This window comes from Microvirga sesbaniae, assembly GCF_025460805.1.
GTDB classification, from domain to species: domain Bacteria; phylum Pseudomonadota; class Alphaproteobacteria; order Rhizobiales; family Beijerinckiaceae; genus Microvirga; species Microvirga sesbaniae.
In genome coordinates, this window is record NZ_JAMXFJ010000019.1 from 1 (window position 1) to 16,253 (window position 16,253).

At 65.8% G+C, this 16,253-nt stretch carries 18 protein-coding genes and 1 pseudogene; 8 read left to right on the plus strand and 11 right to left on the minus strand.

From position 1 onward, the window contains the following. Positions 1-263, minus strand: a pseudogene (locus OCW50_RS22035) (aminotransferase); the annotation flags it as partial. Positions 264-306: 43 nt separating this feature from the next. Beyond that, positions 307-732, minus strand: coding sequence for a hypothetical protein (locus tag OCW50_RS22040; RefSeq protein ID WP_262270739.1), 426 nt, complete (start codon positions 730-732; stop codon positions 307-309). Positions 733-956: 224 nt separating this feature from the next. On the opposite strand from OCW50_RS22040, the gene OCW50_RS22045 reads away from it, so the two are divergent. Next, positions 957-2,762 (plus strand): PHA/PHB synthase family protein, encoded by a 1,806-nt coding sequence (locus OCW50_RS22045; RefSeq protein ID WP_262298966.1) that lies wholly within the window; start codon positions 957-959, stop codon positions 2,760-2,762. A gap of 214 nt (positions 2,763-2,976) precedes the next feature. On the opposite strand, the gene OCW50_RS22050 is transcribed toward OCW50_RS22045, so the two are convergent. Beyond that, positions 2,977-4,308, minus strand: a complete 1,332-nt coding sequence (locus tag OCW50_RS22050; protein ID WP_262270737.1) for an OmpP1/FadL family transporter — start codon at positions 4,306-4,308, stop codon at positions 2,977-2,979. Positions 4,309-4,691: 383 nt separating this feature from the next. On the opposite strand from OCW50_RS22050, the gene OCW50_RS22055 reads away from it, so the two are divergent. Further along, positions 4,692-5,576, plus strand: coding sequence for a fumarylacetoacetate hydrolase family protein (locus OCW50_RS22055; RefSeq protein ID WP_262270736.1), 885 nt, complete (start codon positions 4,692-4,694; stop codon positions 5,574-5,576). A 290-nt stretch (positions 5,577-5,866) separates the two neighbouring features. On the opposite strand, the gene argC is transcribed toward OCW50_RS22055, so the two are convergent. Beyond that, positions 5,867-6,835 (minus strand): N-acetyl-gamma-glutamyl-phosphate reductase, encoded by a 969-nt coding sequence (gene argC / locus OCW50_RS22060; RefSeq protein WP_262270735.1) that lies wholly within the window; start codon positions 6,833-6,835, stop codon positions 5,867-5,869. Positions 6,836-7,122: 287 nt separating this feature from the next. On the opposite strand from argC, the gene OCW50_RS22065 reads away from it, so the two are divergent. After that, entirely contained in the window at positions 7,123-7,629 is a 507-nt protein-coding gene (locus tag OCW50_RS22065) for a hypothetical protein (protein WP_262298967.1), read from the plus strand. Positions 7,630-7,684: 55 nt separating this feature from the next. On the opposite strand, the gene rpsI is transcribed toward OCW50_RS22065, so the two are convergent. Both rpsI and rplM read right to left on the minus strand, forming a co-directional pair. Next, entirely contained in the window at positions 7,685-8,161 is a 477-nt protein-coding gene (gene rpsI, locus OCW50_RS22070) for a 30S ribosomal protein S9 (RefSeq protein WP_114946827.1), read from the minus strand. Between the two features lie 4 nt (positions 8,162-8,165). Then, entirely contained in the window at positions 8,166-8,630 is a 465-nt protein-coding gene (gene rplM, locus OCW50_RS22075) for a 50S ribosomal protein L13 (protein WP_009492703.1), read from the minus strand. 286 nt (positions 8,631-8,916) lie between these two features. Here rplM and OCW50_RS22080 point away from each other — a divergent pair, with 286 nt between their 5' ends. After that, entirely contained in the window at positions 8,917-9,537 is a 621-nt protein-coding gene (locus OCW50_RS22080) for a glutathione S-transferase family protein (RefSeq protein ID WP_262298968.1), read from the plus strand. Positions 9,538-9,547: 10 nt separating this feature from the next. Here the strand turns inward: OCW50_RS22080 and OCW50_RS22085 are convergent, their stop codons facing one another. Further along, positions 9,548-9,985: a PaaI family thioesterase gene (locus OCW50_RS22085; RefSeq protein WP_262298969.1), complete on the minus strand. Its 438-nt coding sequence runs from the start codon at positions 9,983-9,985 to the stop codon at positions 9,548-9,550. A 49-nt stretch (positions 9,986-10,034) separates the two neighbouring features. On the opposite strand from OCW50_RS22085, the gene OCW50_RS22090 reads away from it, so the two are divergent. Both OCW50_RS22090 and OCW50_RS22095 read left to right on the plus strand, forming a co-directional pair. Beyond that, on the plus strand, positions 10,035-10,559 hold the full coding sequence (locus OCW50_RS22090) for a CoA-binding protein (RefSeq protein ID WP_262298970.1): 525 nt from the start codon (positions 10,035-10,037) through the stop codon (positions 10,557-10,559). A 445-nt stretch (positions 10,560-11,004) separates the two neighbouring features. Beyond that, complete coding sequence (locus OCW50_RS22095; protein WP_262270730.1) at positions 11,005-12,288, plus strand: O-acetylhomoserine aminocarboxypropyltransferase; 1,284 nt, start codon at positions 11,005-11,007, stop codon at positions 12,286-12,288. A gap of 135 nt (positions 12,289-12,423) precedes the next feature. Here OCW50_RS22095 and OCW50_RS22100 read toward each other — a convergent pair whose 3' ends face one another. After that, positions 12,424-13,098 carry an AAA family ATPase gene (locus OCW50_RS22100; RefSeq protein WP_262270729.1) on the minus strand — a complete coding sequence of 225 codons (675 nt, stop codon included), beginning with the start codon at positions 13,096-13,098 and terminating at the stop codon, positions 12,424-12,426. A 454-nt stretch (positions 13,099-13,552) separates the two neighbouring features. On the opposite strand from OCW50_RS22100, the gene OCW50_RS22105 reads away from it, so the two are divergent. Next, positions 13,553-13,960 carry a DUF1236 domain-containing protein gene (locus OCW50_RS22105; protein ID WP_173946517.1) on the plus strand — a complete coding sequence of 136 codons (408 nt, stop codon included), beginning with the start codon at positions 13,553-13,555 and terminating at the stop codon, positions 13,958-13,960. A 53-nt stretch (positions 13,961-14,013) separates the two neighbouring features. Here the strand turns inward: OCW50_RS22105 and OCW50_RS22110 are convergent, their stop codons facing one another. Continuing rightward, entirely contained in the window at positions 14,014-15,057 is a 1,044-nt protein-coding gene (locus OCW50_RS22110; RefSeq protein WP_262299037.1) for a COX15/CtaA family protein, read from the minus strand. Positions 15,058-15,214: 157 nt separating this feature from the next. On the opposite strand from OCW50_RS22110, the gene OCW50_RS22115 reads away from it, so the two are divergent. Beyond that, the gene (locus OCW50_RS22115; RefSeq protein WP_009492687.1) at positions 15,215-15,424 is read left to right on the plus strand and encodes a DUF2842 domain-containing protein; all 210 of its coding nucleotides are present in this window, start codon (positions 15,215-15,217) and stop codon (positions 15,422-15,424) included. Positions 15,425-15,469: 45 nt separating this feature from the next. Here the strand turns inward: OCW50_RS22115 and OCW50_RS22120 are convergent, their stop codons facing one another. Both OCW50_RS22120 and OCW50_RS22125 read right to left on the minus strand, forming a co-directional pair. Beyond that, positions 15,470-15,664 carry a hypothetical protein gene (locus OCW50_RS22120; protein ID WP_262270727.1) on the minus strand — a complete coding sequence of 65 codons (195 nt, stop codon included), beginning with the start codon at positions 15,662-15,664 and terminating at the stop codon, positions 15,470-15,472. Between the two features lie 104 nt (positions 15,665-15,768). Continuing rightward, complete coding sequence (locus tag OCW50_RS22125) at positions 15,769-16,131, minus strand: hypothetical protein (protein WP_262270726.1); 363 nt, start codon at positions 16,129-16,131, stop codon at positions 15,769-15,771. Between the last annotated feature and the right edge of the window lie 122 nt (positions 16,132-16,253).

Sequence of the window (16,253 nt, forward strand, 5' to 3'; positions counted from 1 at the left end):
TTCACGCCGAAGCGGCGCTCGTAATAGCCCGCCTGGGCCCGGCGGAGGCCGCCGATGCCCTTCGACGCCGAGTAGCGGTCGGTGCGCGGCTTGCCCACGGTCTCGACGAGCTTGTCGATCACGTGCTGGGGAGCCTGAAGGTCCGGATTGCCCATCCCGAGGTCGATGATGTCCGCCCCGTTGGCGCGGGCCGCGGCCTTGATGCGGTTGACCTGCTCGAACACATAAGGAGGGAGGCGCTTAATCCGGTAGAAATCAGGCATGGGTCTCGTCCTCGGGCGGAATCACGGGGTTCCGGTATAGGTTCTAAGGCGTTCTCTTGGAATTCGTCTTCTGGCGCGCCGGCTGCGACGTGTTGGCCGGAAGCCTGACGGGCTCAGGGGGCGGCGTCTTGCCGAGCTCGGCCGCCGCTGCGCCGGCCGCCTCGTTCTGCGCCCGGATGGCATCGAGCTCCGCCTCGGCGGCCTTGACCTGATCGGCCGTGCGCGCAGCCGTCGGGCGCGCCGGGGCGGGCGTTCCGATCGGCATGTATTCCAGATTGGCGGGCCTCGAACGGGCCACGAAATCCGGGGTCGCGGCCGTCTGCGGGCCCGCTCCCACGGCCGTCGCCACGTCCCGGACGGGATTGAAGCTGCCGTTGCAGCCGGCGAGACCGGCGGCAAGGGCCCCGGCGGCAAGGGCCGCGGCGGCAAAAGCCGGGATGCGGCGGATCAGAAAGGGCTTCGTACGCATTGTGATACCTAAGATCTGCAAATGGCTCTGGCATATCCGACGAGCCGAACGCTAGCGCATCGTGCGGTAAAAGTGGCCCCGGTTTTCCGGTCCCACGATGCGCCGCTCGGAGGCGTGAGCATCGGATCCATCCCAAAAGTGGAATCCACTTTTGGGTCCGATGCTCTAAGATGTCGGAAATGCAGCCTGGGAGCAACGCTGCTGCGATAGAGGGAGATCGCCTTATGGACAAGCCATACGGTGAGGAGAAGACCCAAGGCCAGATGCCGGACTTCGAGGCCCTCTCCCACAACATGGCCCGCTTCATCGAGGGAGCCGGCAAGGCCGCGGCCGCCTACCTCAAGCCCGTTCAGGACGGTCAGGCCGCGCCGGAGCTGTCGAGCGACGCTTCGGAGGCCATCAAGTCCCTCAGCCGCGTGGCCGAAGCCTGGATGAGCGATCCGCAAAGGAGCTTCGAGGCTCAGTCCCGTCTCGGGACGCAGTTCATGTCGCTCTGGGCCTCGACCCTGAAGCGGGCCCAGGGTGAGCCCGTGGACCCGGTGGCGGAGCCCGAGCCCAAGGACAACCGCTTCAAGGACCCGGAATGGTCCGAGAATCCGATCTTCGATTTTCTGAAACAGGCCTATCTCATCTCGTCCCGCTGGGCCGAAGACCTCGTGGAGGACGCGGAGGGCCTGGACGAGCGCACCCGCCACAAGGCCCAGTTCTATCTCAAGCAGCTCTCCAGCGCTCTCTCCCCGTCGAACTTTCTCCTGACCAATCCGGAGCTCATCCGGGAGACCCTGCGCGAGAACGGCGCCAACCTCGTGCGCGGCATGAGCATGCTGGCGGAGGACATCGAGGCGGGCGGCGGCGAGCTGAAGATCCGCCAGTCGGACACGAGCAAGTTCAAGGTCGGGGTGAACATCGCCACCACGCCCGGCAAGGTGATCTTCCGCAACGACCTGATCGAGCTGATCCAATATGCCCCGGCCACGGAGAAAGTGCTCAAGCGGCCCCTGCTGATCGTCCCGCCCTGGATCAACAAGTTCTACATCCTCGACCTCAACCCCGAGAAGAGCTTCGTCCGCTGGGCGGTCGCGCAGGGCCTGACCGTGTTCTGCATCTCCTGGGTCAATCCGGCCGAGCAGCACGCGGAGAAGGGTTTCGAGCACTACATGGTCGACGGCATCTTCGCCGCGCTCGACGCCGTCGAGCAGGCAACCGGCGAGAAGAAGGTGACGGCCATCGGCTACTGCGTCGGCGGAACGCTGCTCGCCACCACCCTGGCCTACATGGCGGCCAAGCGCGACAAGCGGATCGACAGCGCCACGTTCTTCACCGCGCAGGTGGATTTCACCCATGCGGGCGACCTGAAGGTCTTCGCCGGCGAGGATGAGGTGCGCAGCCTCGAGGCCACCATGAAGAAGCGCGGCTACCTCGAGGGCTCGCGGATGGCGAACGCCTTCAACATGCTGCGGCCCAACGATCTGATCTGGCCCTACGTGGTCAACGTCTACATGAAGGGCCAGTCGCCCTTCCCGTTCGACCTGCTGTACTGGAACGCCGATTCCACCCGCATGCCGGCGGCCAATCACGCCTTCTATCTGCGCAACTGCTATCTCGAGAACAGGCTCGCCAAGGGCGAGATGGAGCTTGCCGGCGTGAAGCTGGATTTGAAGAAGGTGAAGGTGCCGATCTTCAACCTCGCCACCAAGGAAGACCACATCGCCCCGGCCCGGTCCGTGTTCGCAGGCTCGAAGGCGTTCGGCGGGCCGGTCGACTACGTGCTCGCCGGCTCCGGCCATATCGCCGGCGTGGTCAATTCGCCGAGCAAGGCGAAATACCAGTTCTGGACTGGCGGCCCCGTGGAGGGCGAACTGGAGGACTGGCTGAAGCAGGCCAAGGAAACCACCGGCACCTGGTGGCCCTACTGGTTCGACTGGATCAAGGCGCAGGCGCCCCGGATGGTGTCCGCCCGCGAGCCTGGCGGCGGCAAGCTCGAGCCGCTCTGCGACGCGCCGGGAACCTACGTCCTGGAGAAATCCTGAATCGCGTCTGAGGAACGCGCTCGGTCGCTGGCCCTGATAATCTCCCAGGTTATGGCCGGGCTCGTCCCGGCCATCCCGGTCCTGTGAGACTCGGCGTTTCGAAAAATCGGGATCACCGGCACGAGGCCGGTGATGACGTCGAGGGAGCGAGCTCAACCCCAAACAGGAAAGGCCGGCATCTCTGCCGGCCTTCGGGTCGTCGCTTTGCGAGCGCTCAGTACTTGCGGACGAGCGGGACCGCCGGGATGGCGACCTTCGGGTCGTCCCAGCGGTAGCGAACCGCCGCCGACACGATGTCCACGTCCGAATCCACATCGGCCACGTAGGGAAGCCCGGCGTAGTCCTGATGTCCGGGAAGGATCCGGATATCCGTCTCCTTGGCGAAGATGTGGGTGTAGGCCAGGTCGAAGGACAGCCGGTCGTTCCACTGGTAGCTGGCGCCGAGCGACGCCCAGATGCGGTCGTTGTCGGGCAGGCGCGTCGAACGGATCTCCGTGTCGATCGGCGATTGCTCGTAGGCGAGACCGGCGCGCAGGGTCCACTGCTCGTTCAGCCGGTAATCCGCGCCGAGGGAGTAGAAGAACCCGTCCTCGTAGTTGAGCGGGATGTCGGTGACGGCGACGCCGCCGGGGCCGATCACGAGAGGCGTCTTGAGGACGCTCCAGTTGGTCCACTCGAAGCCGGCATGAACCGTGATGTTCGGCGTGATCACCTGCGAGAGGCCGATGGTGAGCTGATCCGGCGTCTTGAGCTTCGCGGTGATCGGAATTTGCGCGAAGGGCCCGATGGAGCCGAACGGCGCCGACAGGTCGCCCTCGAGCTCATGCTCGACCTGCGACCGGTAGCCGACGCCGATCGTGGTTCCGGCGAACGGAGTGATCGTCACGCCGGCCGTGAAGCCGAAGCCCACGTCGTCGCCGTCGAGGATCGCGCTCGGCGCGCCGGGCAGCACCGCCGAGGTGGCCGGACCGCCCGGGAAGGGCACCGCCCGCTTGAGGCGGATGTCGAAATACTGCAGGGACGGACCCACGGCGACCGACAGCCAGTCGTTCACCTTCACGCCGAGCACCGGGTTGACGTTCACGGAGAAGATCCGCGACGAGCGCGAATAGAGCTGGCCGGACCAGTTCTGGCGCGGGTCGGTGACGAGGCCGTACGGCGTCGTGCTGGAGACGCCGAGCCAGAGCGTGTCGTTGATCTGGTAGGAGCTGTATCCCGCCGGAACGACCGCGTCCTCGCCGATGTCGCCTGAACCGCCGAACACGAAGGTCGGCACGGACGGCAGTGGGTTGATGTCGACCCGGGGAATGATCACCGAAGCGTGCCATTCGCTCTGCCAGCCCGGCGCCATGGTGATGACGGCCGGGTTCCAGAACATGGAGGACAGGTAGCCCGAACCCGAGGCCGCGCCGGCGAAGGAATATCCCTGCGCGGTGGCGCTCTGCTCGCGGAGCGCGAAGGCTCCGGCCTGAGCACCGCCCTGAGCGGCGATGAGGGCTGCGAGGGACACCGCAGCCAGTGACAACGAACGAGAGAGACGACCCATGGAGTTTTCCTGCCCTTGGTATTCTTGATACGGGAGAATCCCGTCGTGTGGGCAATGTGCCAATGCTTAAATTTGGCCGCAATCTTTTCCTGAGCTTCCGCCCAGGCCTTAAATTTTCCTAAAAACTGCTGGCGCTTACTTAAATGATCTTCCTTTTGCTTTGTTAATCACAAATACAAGGAAAGTATGCACGAATGGTTCACATGTAAACCGATGTATAGTCGGCTGACATCTTGAGCCAGGATACCTCGGACGGATGAGTGGACATCCGGTACTTTGTGGGCCGTCGTGGCATAACAGCAACATATTTGCGCCCAGAACGTGCATTGTACCGTGGCGCATTCGGGCCGATGATGCCCATGCCGTAACAAGAGGAGCGCTTGATGAAGCTGGTGAGATTTGGGGACGCTGGACGGGAGAAGCCGGGGCTGGTCGATTCGAGCGGACAGATCCGAGACCTCTCGGGACTCGTGCCCGATATTACCGGGGCGACCCTGTCGTCCGACACCCTGGACCGCATCCGCAACACCGACCCCAGCACCCTGCCGGTCGCCCCGTCGGGCCAGCGCCTGGGGCCCTGTGTCGGCCAGGTGCGCAACTTCATCGCCATCGGGCTCAACTACGCCGATCACGCGGCCGAGACGGGAGCACCGATTCCCGCGGAGCCGATCGTCTTCAACAAGGCCCCGTCCTGCATCGTCGGCCCGAATGACGACGTGGTCATCCCGCGGGGATCCCAGAAGACCGACTGGGAGGTGGAGCTCGCCATCGTGATCGGCGCGCGCGCCTCCTATATCGGGGCGAACGAGGCCCTGAATTTCGTCGCCGGCTACTGCGTCTGCAACGACGTGTCCGAGCGCGAGTACCAGATCGAGCGCGGCGGCACCTGGACCAAGGGCAAGGGCTGCCCGACCTTCGGCCCCCTGGGCCCCTGGCTCGTCACGAAGGACGAGATCGCCGACGTGCAGAACCTCTCCATGTGGCTCGAGGTGAACGGCGAGCGCGTGCAGAACGGCTCGACCAAGACGATGATCTTCAACGTGGCGCAGATCGTCTCCTACGTATCGCACTTCATGATCCTGGAGCCCGGCGACGTGATCACCACCGGGACCCCGCCCGGGGTCGGCATGGGCATGAAGCCGCAGCGTTTCCTGAAGGCGGGCGACGTGGTGAGCCTCGGCATCGAGGGCCTCGGCGAGCAGCGCCAGCGCTTCGTCGCCTTCGAGGGCAATGCGGTGGACACGAGCAAGAGCTGGAGGGGGCACTAGTCGCCCCACCCTGTCGTCATGGCCGGCCCTGTGCCGGCCATCTCGATCGGAAGGGCTCGGCGTTCCAAACGATCGGGATCACCAGGACAAGCCCGGTGATGACAGTGGGAGGGTGATCGTTCGGTTCGCGCTCCACCCTCCCACGTCATGGCCGGCCAGTCATCACCCTCCTCTCGCCGGCCATCCCGATTAGGTGAAGCGCGGCGCCTCTCAGAAGCGGGATCACCGGGACAAGCCCGGTGATGACATGGGAGGATGATGAGAGCCGGTGATGACGTGGGAGGACGATTTCAGACCAGTCCCAGCATGAGCTGGATGTTCTGCACGGCGGCGCCCGAGGCGCCCTTGCCGAGATTGTCGAGCCGGGCCACCAGGACGGCGTGATTGTAGCCCTCGTGCTGGAAGACGAAGAGTTCCAGCCGGTCCGTGTCGTTGAGGGCCTCCGGCTCGATCCGCTCGATCTTCTTACCGTCCCGGATGGTCGGCACGACGCTGACGAGGCCGCCGTCCCGATAGTGGTTCAGGAGCGCCGCCTCGAGATCCGCCGCCTTCGGCTTGCCGGGCAGGAGGTCGAGATGCAGCGGCACGCTCACCAGCATGCCCTGCCGGAAATTGCCCACCGACGGGATGAAGATCGGCCTCCGGGCCAGGCCGGTGTACGTCTGCAGCTCGGGGACGTGCTTGTGCTCGAAGCCGAGACCGTAGAGCTCGAAGGCCGGGGCCGTGCCGGCCTCGTAGGCCTCGATCATCGAGCGCCCGCCCCCGCTGTAGCCGCTCACCGCGTTCACGCTGATCGGGTAATCGGCCGGGATCAGGCCCGCATCGACCAGCGGCCGGATGAGTGCGATCGCGCCGGTCGGGTAGCAGCCGGGATTGGCCACCCGGTCCGCCCTGGCGATCGCGTCGCGCTGCCCGGCATCGAGCTCGGCGAAGCCGTAGGCCCAGCCGGGCGCGACCCGGTGCGCCGTGCTGGCGTCGAGGATCCGGGGCTTGCGGCCGCTGAGGCCGTCGACGAGCGCGACCGTGTCCCGGGCGGCGGCGTCGTGCAGGCAGAGCACCACGAGATCGACCTCGGCCAGGATCTCGCGCTTGGCCGCCGGGTCCTTGCGCCGCTCCGGATCGATGCTCCGGATGGCCACGCCGGCAACGTCCTTCAGCCGCTCGCGGATGCCGAGCCCGGTGGTGCCGGCCTCTCCGTCGATGAACACGGTCCGGGTCTGCTGATCGAGGCCTGATGATCTGTCGAGCGTCGCGGTCATGGTCGATCCAATCTGTCGTCGATGCTGGGAGATAGGGCGGGACGCTTCAGCCCCGCAAGATGTCGGAAAAACAAAAGCCGCGCAGAGGGCGCGGCTGGCAGACGAGCGGACGAAGAGCCCTCATCGCAGGCGCGCAGGCGCGGCGGAGAAGCAACGTCGGATGTCCGAAAAAATCGTCATGCCGGATCTATGGCGCCCGACGGCCATGCTTGTCAAGAAACGAACAGCGGAACCCTCCCGCGATCCCGCGGTTCCCCTGGGAATCCGGATCACGACGGGCGGTTCTCATGGCAGGCACGGCGAAGAAGACCAATCCCAGGCTCTGGGAGACGGTGAAGGCGAAGGTTACCAGGGGCGCCAAGGGCGGAAAGCCGGGCCAATGGTCGGCCCGCAAGGCCCAGATGGCGGTGGCCGAGTACAAGAATGAAGGCGGCGGCTACGAGGGCCGCAAGTCCGCCGACAATCACCTCCAGCAATGGCAGGACGAGGATTGGGGCACGAAGTCGGGCAAGACGAGCGGCGAGACCGGCGAACGCTACCTTCCGGCCAAGAGCCGCAAGGCGCTGAGCGACAGCGAATACCAGCGCTCCAGCGACAAGAAGCGCGCCGATACCCGCAAGGGCAAGCAGTTCTCGAAGCAGCCGCGCGACGTGGCCCGGAAGGCCGCGGCCGCGCGCACGAGCACCGGCAAAGCCGCGACAACCAAGGCGCAGCTCATGGAGAGGGCGCGCAAGCGCGACATCCCGGGCCGCTCGCGCATGAGCAAGGCGGAGCTGGAGCGCGCCCTCGCCTGAACGCAGAAAGGGCGGCCCAAGAGCCGCCCATTCCAAACCATATGGCCGATAAGCCTTAGCGCTTCGAGAACTGGAAGCTGCGGCGGGCCTTCTTCTTGCCGTACTTCTTGCGCTCGACGACGCGCGGGTCGCGGGTCAGGAAGCCTTCCTTCTTGAGCGGGCCGCGAAGCTCCGGCTCGTAGTAGGTCAGCGCCTTGGCGAGGCCGTGGCGGACCGCGCCGGCCTGGCCGGAGAGACCACCGCCGTCAACGTTGACGGTGATGTCGTACTGGCCTTCGCGCTGGGCGATCTGAAGCGGCTGGGCGAGGATCATGCGCAGCACGGGACGGGCGAAGTAGACCTCGGCCGAACGGCCGTTGATCACGATCTTGCCGGAGCCGGGCTTGATCCACACGCGGGCAACCGCGTCCTTGCGCTTGCCGGTGGCATAGGCGCGGCCGAGGGAGTCGAGCTTCTGGACGTGCTTCGGAGCTTCCGGAGCGGCAGCCTGGGCGTTCTGGCCCAGATCGGCGAGAGACTGAAGGGTCGCCATGGGTTTAAGCCCTCACGTTCTTGGCATTGAGGGCGGCAACGTCCAGGACTTCCGGCTGCTGAGCGGTATGCGGATGCTCAGCGCCGCCATAGACGCGCAGGTTGCCCATGATCTGACGGAAAAGCGGGCCGCGGGGGAGCATGCGCTCCACAGCCTTCTCGACCACGCGCTCGGGGAAGCGGCCGTCGAGGATGAACTTCGCGGTGCGCTCCTTGATGCCGCCCGGATAACCGGTGTGGTGGTAGTACACCTTCTGCTCGCGCTTGCGGCCGGTGAACACCACCTTGTCGGCGTTGATGACGATGACGTTGTCGCCGCAGTCGACGTGGGGCGTGTAGTTCGCCTTGTGCTTGCCGCGCAAGCGCATGGCGACGACCGAAGCGAGACGGCCCACCACGAGGCCCTTCGCGTCGATCACAACCCACTTCTTCTCGACCTCGGCGGGCTTCAGCGAAGTCGTAGTCTTCATTGCGCTGTATCCCGTTGGAGCCAGATGGCTCAGGTTCTGAAAACGACAAACCGCCGCGAGATGCGGCGGCGAGTGACGGCTGTTTAGTCACATCGGCCGGGCAAGTCAACAGCGTTTTCGAGCCCCAGGAGCACACAAAACCCTTATAAAACAAGCCTTAGCAGAGAGTGGTATTTTTTTACCACATGAACGGTATTAGGGCACCACAGCACGTTTGGGATCCGGCCGGACTATGGTTATGCTTGCCCGGCCGCACAGGATCCGTGCCGCTCCGGAGGGGCTCCCGATGACCGACGATCTGATATTCTTCACCAATCCCATGTCCCGCGGCCGCATCGCCCGCTGGATGCTGGAGGAAACGGGCTGCGCCTACCGGACGGAGGTGCTCGCCTTCGGCCCGGACATGAAGTCGCCCGGCTATCTGGCGGTCAATCCCATGGGCAAGGTGCCGGCGATCCTGCACAAGGGCCGGATCGTCACCGAGGCGGCGGCCGTCTGCGCCTATCTGGCCGACACCTTTCCCGAGGCCGGCCTCGCCCCGCCGCTCCAGGACCGCGCCGCCTATTACCGCTGGATGTTCTTCGCGGCCGGCCCCGTGGAGGCGGCCCTGAGCAACAAGGCCTTCGGATTCGAGGTTCCGGAGGACCGCCAGCGGGCCATCGGCTACGGCAGCATCGAGCACGTGGTCGACGCCCTGGACTATGCGGTCACTCAGTCGGAATACATCGCGGGCGACCGGTTCACCGCCGCCGACGTGTATGTGGGCTCCCAGATCGGCTGGGGCATGATGTTCGGCACTCTCGAGAAGCGCCCTGCCTTCGAGGCCTATTGGCAGCGGATCGGCTCGCGCCCCGCCGCCATCCGGGCGCGCGAGATCGATGACGCGCTCGCGCCTCAGAAGGCATGAGGCGAATTGGCTACCGGCGGTCCGGGATCGAATAGGTCCCGGTCGCGTGGCAGACCACGTCCGGGCTGCCCTCCGAACGGATCGACACTTCCCCCACGGCGAGACGCTTGCCGAGCTTGAGCAGGCGGCATTCGGCGATGAGGTCGCGCGGCTCGGGCTTGCGCAGGAAGTTGAAGGTGAGGCTCGTGGTGACGGCGAGCGCCACGGGACCGATATGGGCGAGAATCGCCGCATAGAGGGCGAGGTCCGCCAGCCCCATCATGGACGGACCCGAGATGGTGCCGCCGGGCCGCAGATGGCGTTCGTGGCAGGTCATGCGCATGCGGGCCGAGAGCGGGCCGATCTCGTCGACGAAATAGGTCCGGCCTCCCGCGTGCATCTGCGGGAACTCCTGGTCGAGAAACGCCGTCAGGTCGTCCTTGGTCATGATCGGGTGATGCGAAGCCATGCGTCAAATGCTCATTGAACTGCCCTGCCCTATCCCATACGTTCCCGCCATGGATCACAGCAATTACCCGAACGATTACATCCGCGGCATCCTCAACAGCGTGAAGACCATCGCGCTGGTCGGCGCCTCGTCGAATCCCGCCCGTCCGAGCTGGATCGTCACCAAGTACCTGCTGGAGCGCGGCTACGACGTGATCCCGATCAACCCGGGGCTCGCCGGCGGCGGGCTTCTGGGAAAGACGGTCTATGCCTCCCTCAAGGAGGTGCCGGTCCCCATCGACATGGTCGAGATCTTCCGCAACTCGGAAGCCGCCGGTCCGATCACCGACGAGGCACTCGCGCTCGATCCCCTGCCCAAGGTGCTCTGGATGCAGCTCTCCGTGCGCAACGACGAGGCCGCGGCCAGGGCGGAAGCCAGGGGCCTGAAGGTCGTCATGGACCGCTGCCCGAAGATCGAGTTCGGCCGCCTGTCCGGCGAGATCTCCTGGCAGGGAGTGAACTCGCGCATGCTGAGCGCCAAGAAACCGGTCCTGTCCGGCAAGGGCTTCCAGAAGCTCAGCCTCAACCGGCCTTGAAGGCTTCACGGCCGGCGGCGCCCCGTCCGGTGACGCTCCGCAGGTCATCACCGGCCTTGTGCCGGTGATGACGTGGTGCCTGGTCGTCCGCTCGTGCAACCCTCCACGTCATGGCCGGGCCTGTCCCGGCCATGACGTGGAGACAAGCGCGGCGCCTCTCGTATCGGGATCACCGGGACAAGCCCGGTGATGACGGTGGAAGGGTCACCGTCGGAGTGGCGCGACCTTTCAGACACCATGGCCAGGCCTGTCGCGGCCACACCGGCCGGAAAAGCGCCGGGTTCCCAGGGAGGGAACCGGCACAAGCCCGGCGTTGGCCTGAAGCGGCGCTTCCCGTTCCGGCCGCTCGCCCGCGCAGGACCCGGCTCGCGTCACACGCTCCTTGACGGACGAACAAGCCGTTCTTTAAATAGAACGCATTCTTATCCTTGAGGAACGTCCACCCATGACCGACCGCCTGCCAGGCTTCAACACGCTCGCCATCCATGCGGGAGCGGCTCCCGATGCTGCCACGGGCGCCCGCGCGACACCGATCTACCAGACGACCTCCTTCGTGTTCGACGACGTGGACCACGCGGCCTCCCTCTTCGGCCTGCAGGCGTTCGGCAATATCTATTCGCGAATCGGCAACCCGACCTGCTCCGTGCTCGAGGAGCGCGTGGCGGCCCTCGAAGGCGGCACGGCCGCCCTGGCGGTTGCCTCGGGCCACGCGGCCGAGTTCCTGACCTTCCACACCCTGCTCCAGCCCGGCGACGAGTTCGTCGCGGCCCGCAAGCTCTATGGCGGCTCGATCAACCAGTTCAACCATGCCTACAAGAACTTCGGCTGGAACGTGGTCTGGGCCGATTCGGACGACCCGTCCTCCTTCGAGGCGGCCATCACTCCGAAGACCAAGGCGATCTTCGTCGAATCCATCGCCAATCCGGGCGGCGTGATCGTCGACCTTCAGGCGATCGCCGCGATCGCCAAGAAGCATCGGATCCCGTTCATCGTCGACAACACGATGGCGACCCCCTATCTGATCCGGCCCTTCGAGCACGGCGCGGACATCATCGTGCACTCGGCCACCAAGTTCCTCGGCGGCCACGGCAACTCGGTGGGCGGCCTCATCGTGGACGGCGGCTCGTTCAACTTCGCCGGCGACGACCGCTATCCCATGCTGTCGAAGCCGCGTCCGGAATATGCCGGCATGGTGCTGGGCGAGACCTTCGGCAATTTCGGCTTCGCCATCGCGTGCCGGGTGCTCGGCCTGCGCGACCTCGGCCCGGCGCTCTCGCCCTTCAACGCCTTCCTGATCCTCAACGGCATCGAGACCCTGCCGCTGCGCATGCAGCGCCACTCCGACAACACCCTGGCGGTCGCCGAGCATCTCGCGGGTCACGACAAGGTCTCCTGGGTCAGCTATCCGGGCCTGCGCTCGGACCGCTACCACAACCTCGCCAAACAGTACTGCCCCAAGGGCGCCGGCGCGGTCTTCACGTTCGGCCTCAAGGGCGGCTACGAGGCCGGCGTGAAGCTGGTCTCGAACCTCAAGCTGTTCTCCCACCTGGCCAATATCGGCGACACCCGCTCCCTGGTCATCCACCCGGCATCGACCACGCACCGCCAGCTCACCGACGAGCAGAAGACCCAGGCCGGAGCGGGCCCGGAGGTGGTGCGCCTCTCCATCGGCCTCGAGGACACGCAGGATCTGATCGACGACCTGAACCAGGCGCTCGACGCAGCGTAAGCGAGCGCTTCCGTTTCCGGTCCCCGGCCCATCGTGGCCGGGCCCGTGCCGGTGACGATTGTGTGGGCCAGCGAGAGCGATCAAACAGAAAGGGCGGCCCGAGAGCCGCCCTTTCCGCCGAGATGAAGCCGTGACCTACGCGGCCCGCGACGCGCCGGCCTTCTTGTAGGTGTTGTGGATCGCGTTGAGGGAGCGCTCCAGCGCCGTCCAGAGGCGGCCGATTTCCTCGGCCCCTTGCGAATTCGCATCGTATTCCCGCGCACCCTCGCCCGTCGCGAGCGACAGCGTCAGCTCGGGCCGGTGGGTGATCTGGCCGGCCCAGACCGGAACCTGGAGGGCGTTGAGCGCGCCGCGGGCATCGGCGACCACGTGGGCCTCGGCCTCCCCGTGCTTGGCCGGAGCCGCGTTGATGACCGCCGCGTAGGGCTTCCGGTGCTCACGGGCGATGGCCACCGTGTCCTGCAGGGCCGCGATGTCGAACAGGCTCGCGCGGGTCGGAACGATCACCAGGGTGGCCTGCTTGATCGCCTCGGCCACGATCGCCGACTTGTTCGGCGGCGTATCGACGAGAACCCACTCGTAGCCCTCCCGCTTGGCGTCCCGGATGGCCTCGGCGATGTTGCGCACGTTGTGCTTCAGGCCCAGGTACTCCTGATTGCGGATCTTGTGCCAGAGCGACAGGGAGCCTTGAGGATCGTTGTCGATCAGCAACGTGGGGCGTGAAGGATTGGCGATATAACTCGCGAGGTGAGCAGCGAGCGTGCTCTTCCCCGAGCCGCCTTTCCGCGAAGCAAAGACCAGCACATTCATGCCTGACTCCTCATAAGCCTTTTCCGACAGCCCTGCGTTAGGGGTTAACCCTATCTTAATATTGTTCACCTGTAGCAGAGCAAGTACTGATTTCCTATTTCTCGCCGTATTCCCACTGCGATTTTGCGGATCGACGGCCCTGCCGGCCCTTGGCCGAGCGGCTGAGCCGCAGCGGGCGGGATCCTCCCGCGCACGAAAGCCTCGAAAATCCTCGCGCGGCGAGCACGCGACCCTTCGCGGCTTCCGTCCCTCGCGGCGCCCGTGACGCACGCCGAAACTAACCCGTCCCGCCTTCCGCCCTGGGTCCTGCGCGGGATTCCGGCCGAGCGTCGCGGCTCGCCGACGTCCCCGCTGTCCGGCTTGCTTTCTTGGTCCGCCGCACGCTTTCGGGCGCGGAACCACCGCTCCGCTTGGCCGTTAAGCTCCAGACTTCACAAGTCTTAGGAGCTGACAAATGTCCAAGAAGATCTTGTTTGCAGGTGCCCTGCTCGTGGCTCTCGCGCCGGTTGGCGCCTTCGCTCAGTCCGGCGGCGCGGCCGCCGGTGCCACCACCGGCGCCGTGGGCGGCGCCATCGTGGGCGGCCCCGTGGGCGCCGTGGTCGGCGGCGTGACGGGCGCGATCGTCGGCGGCTTGGCCGACCAGCAGCAGCCGCAGTTCCGCCAGTACGTGGTGACCCAGGGCGTCCCGTCCTACCGCTACCAGGAAGAGGTTCGCGTCGGCGCGACACTCCCGGCCTCCGGCGTGCAGTACTACGAGGTTCCGGCCGAGTACGGCGTGAAGAACTATCGCTACACGGTGGTGAACGACACCCCGGTTCTGGTCGAGCCCGGCACCCGCCGCATCGTTCAGATCGTCCGCTAAGCTTCGCGGACATGGCGTTCGGGCGGCCTCTGCGGCCGCCCTTCGCTTTTGTATCAGGCCTTGCTCACGCGGGCATGAACGACCGCCATGGCGAGAACCGCCATGGCGAAGACCTGATGGGCCAGGCCGGCCCAGAGCGGCACGGCCAGCAGCAGGGTGACGATGCCGAGAGCCATCTGGCCCAGCGCGAGCCCGGCCATGCCGGTTGCGCGTCCGGCGGTCTTTGAGCCGGGGTCCTGCCTGCGAACCGACCAGGCGTGCCAGACCGCGAAAGCCACGATGGCATAGGCCACGAGACGGTGGTTGAACTGGACGAGCAGGACGTTGTCCACGAAGTTCTCGATCCAGGGCTTGACCACGAACAGGCCCGAGGCCGGCGGGACGAGAGACCCGTCCATGAGCGGCCAGGTGTTGTAGGTCAGCCCGGCCTTGGAGCCTGCGACGAGCCCCCCGAGGGCGATCTGGAACAGGATCAGTCCGACGAGGATGCGGGGTGCAGGCCCGGTCGGGACTTCCAGGCCCATCGCCCCGGAACGGTCCTTCAACCCGGACGCGACCCAGACGAGGCAGGCCAGGATGACGCTGGCGACAGTGAGGTGCAGGGCGAGCTTGATCGGCGCGACGGCGGTCATGCCAGGCTCCAGGCCCGATGCCACCATGATCCACCCGATGGCGCCCTGAAGACCACCCAGGGCTCCGATCCCCAGGAGCGTCAGGGCCAGCCGGCCCTTGATGGCTCCCCTGGCCCAGAACCAGACCAGAGGCAGGAAGAAGACGAGGCCGATCAGGCGGCCGAGCTGCCGGTGTCCCCATTCCCAGGCATAGATGAACTTGAATTCCGACAGGCTCATGCCCTTGTTGACGAGCTCGTACTGCGAAATCTGCCGGTACTTCTCGAACTCGGCCATCCAGGCCTGCTCGGTGAGCGGCGGAATGGCGCCGGTGACGGGCTTCCATTCCGTGATCGAAAGACCCGAGCCGGTCAGACGCGTGGCGCCGCCGACCGCGACCATCAGGACGACCAGCGCCGCAAGGCAGTAGATCCAGGCGCGAACGGCGGACACGGACCGGCTTCGAGGCACGCGCGCCAACGGCATGCCCTCGGGGGAGGCTGCGACAGCCATGCTCACTCTCATCGTCGTTTAGGGCTTGAACCCGGGATATGGACGTCACATAGAGGCTGTGCCTCGACGAGGCAATTCATGCCGGTGACGCACCATCCCGACCCGATGGTGACGATGTGAGGATTTCGCCATGGGCATTCGCCTGCGCAAGCTGATCGGCACAGTCGTGATGCTGGCTTTCATCATTTTCTACGCGCTGTTCGCGATGGCGATCGCCGAGGGCCGGATCACGCAGGCGCCGAAACTTCTTCAGACCGTAGCCTATATCGTGCTCGGCCTGATCTGGATCGTCCCGCTCATGCCGCTGGTCCGCTGGATGGCGAAGCCCGACAAGTCCTAGCCCATCCCGCGGCCGGGACGAACGGCTGCCGGTCCGGGCTCGATCCTAAGCTCCGCCGATCCCCTCGATGATCGTGCCCGTGCCGCCGCAGATCGGACAGGGCGTGGCGCCAATGCGGCCGCTGCCCTTGCATTCGGGGCAGACGTTCTCCCCTGCGCCCGGCGTTCCCGGCTCGGCCTGATCACCGGGATTGAGCTTTGTCTGATCGGAACCGGCCTGATCTTTCGGTGTGCTGGTCATGGCTAAGCTCGCATGAGATGTCATGCGATCAACGCGGCAGCCGAATCCGGGTTTCTGTCCCGAAAAAAGAAAAGGCCCGCCGGAAGCGGGCCATCTCGACCATTTCAGCGGCAGACCCGGCGGTTGCGATGCTCCCAGCCCCAGCCGGGAACCCATTCCCGGTAACGCTCCGTGAAGCAGCGCTCCACATAAACCTCGCGGACCGGTCGCTCGTAATAAACCGGTGCGGCCTCTTCGACATAAACCGGCGGCGGAGGCGGCGGAGGTGCCGCATAGACGACCGGCGGCTGAGGCTGGGCGATGGCCGATCCGACGGCAGCACCGACGGCGAGACCTCCCAGTGCCCCGATAGCCACGGCGGCCCCAGGAGACAGGCGATCACGCGCTGCGGCCGGTTGGGCGGCAGCCAAGCCGGTGACGAGCGCCAGAGCCGCGGCAGTCCCGGAAACAAGACGGAAGACCTTCATGATCATCACCTACGAGGGGAGAAAGGCCGCATGCCTTCCTCTTCATGCCATGAGATATACTGTTCAAAACCTCTCCGAAAGCTGAACAGAATGTGGCAAAGCTTGGGCGTGGGCCAAACTTG

Bases quoted from the DNA above. Each gene is read 5' to 3' on its own strand.
- OCW50_RS22040 (WP_262270739.1), bottom strand. From the start codon at position 732: ATGCGTACGAAGCCCTTTCTGATCCGCCGCATCCCGGCTTTTGCCGCC.
- OCW50_RS22045 (WP_262298966.1), top strand. From the start codon at position 957: ATGGACAAGCCATACGGTGAGGAGAAGACCCAAGGCCAGATGCCGGAC.
- OCW50_RS22050 (WP_262270737.1), bottom strand. From the start codon at position 4,308: ATGGGTCGTCTCTCTCGTTCGTTGTCACTGGCTGCGGTGTCCCTCGCA.
- OCW50_RS22055 (WP_262270736.1), top strand. From the start codon at position 4,692: ATGAAGCTGGTGAGATTTGGGGACGCTGGACGGGAGAAGCCGGGGCTG.
- argC (WP_262270735.1), bottom strand. From the start codon at position 6,835: ATGACCGCGACGCTCGACAGATCATCAGGCCTCGATCAGCAGACCCGG.
- OCW50_RS22065 (WP_262298967.1), top strand. From the start codon at position 7,123: ATGGCAGGCACGGCGAAGAAGACCAATCCCAGGCTCTGGGAGACGGTG.
- rpsI (WP_114946827.1), bottom strand. From the start codon at position 8,161: ATGGCGACCCTTCAGTCTCTCGCCGATCTGGGCCAGAACGCCCAGGCT.
- rplM (WP_009492703.1), bottom strand. From the start codon at position 8,630: ATGAAGACTACGACTTCGCTGAAGCCCGCCGAGGTCGAGAAGAAGTGG.
- OCW50_RS22080 (WP_262298968.1), top strand. From the start codon at position 8,917: ATGACCGACGATCTGATATTCTTCACCAATCCCATGTCCCGCGGCCGC.
- OCW50_RS22085 (WP_262298969.1), bottom strand. From the start codon at position 9,985: ATGGCTTCGCATCACCCGATCATGACCAAGGACGACCTGACGGCGTTT.
- OCW50_RS22090 (WP_262298970.1), top strand. From the start codon at position 10,035: ATGGATCACAGCAATTACCCGAACGATTACATCCGCGGCATCCTCAAC.
- OCW50_RS22095 (WP_262270730.1), top strand. From the start codon at position 11,005: ATGACCGACCGCCTGCCAGGCTTCAACACGCTCGCCATCCATGCGGGA.
- OCW50_RS22100 (WP_262270729.1), bottom strand. From the start codon at position 13,098: ATGAATGTGCTGGTCTTTGCTTCGCGGAAAGGCGGCTCGGGGAAGAGC.
- OCW50_RS22105 (WP_173946517.1), top strand. From the start codon at position 13,553: ATGTCCAAGAAGATCTTGTTTGCAGGTGCCCTGCTCGTGGCTCTCGCG.
- OCW50_RS22110 (WP_262299037.1), bottom strand. From the start codon at position 15,057: ATGCCGTTGGCGCGCGTGCCTCGAAGCCGGTCCGTGTCCGCCGTTCGC.
- OCW50_RS22115 (WP_009492687.1), top strand. From the start codon at position 15,215: ATGGGCATTCGCCTGCGCAAGCTGATCGGCACAGTCGTGATGCTGGCT.
- OCW50_RS22120 (WP_262270727.1), bottom strand. From the start codon at position 15,664: ATGACCAGCACACCGAAAGATCAGGCCGGTTCCGATCAGACAAAGCTC.
- OCW50_RS22125 (WP_262270726.1), bottom strand. From the start codon at position 16,131: ATGAAGGTCTTCCGTCTTGTTTCCGGGACTGCCGCGGCTCTGGCGCTC.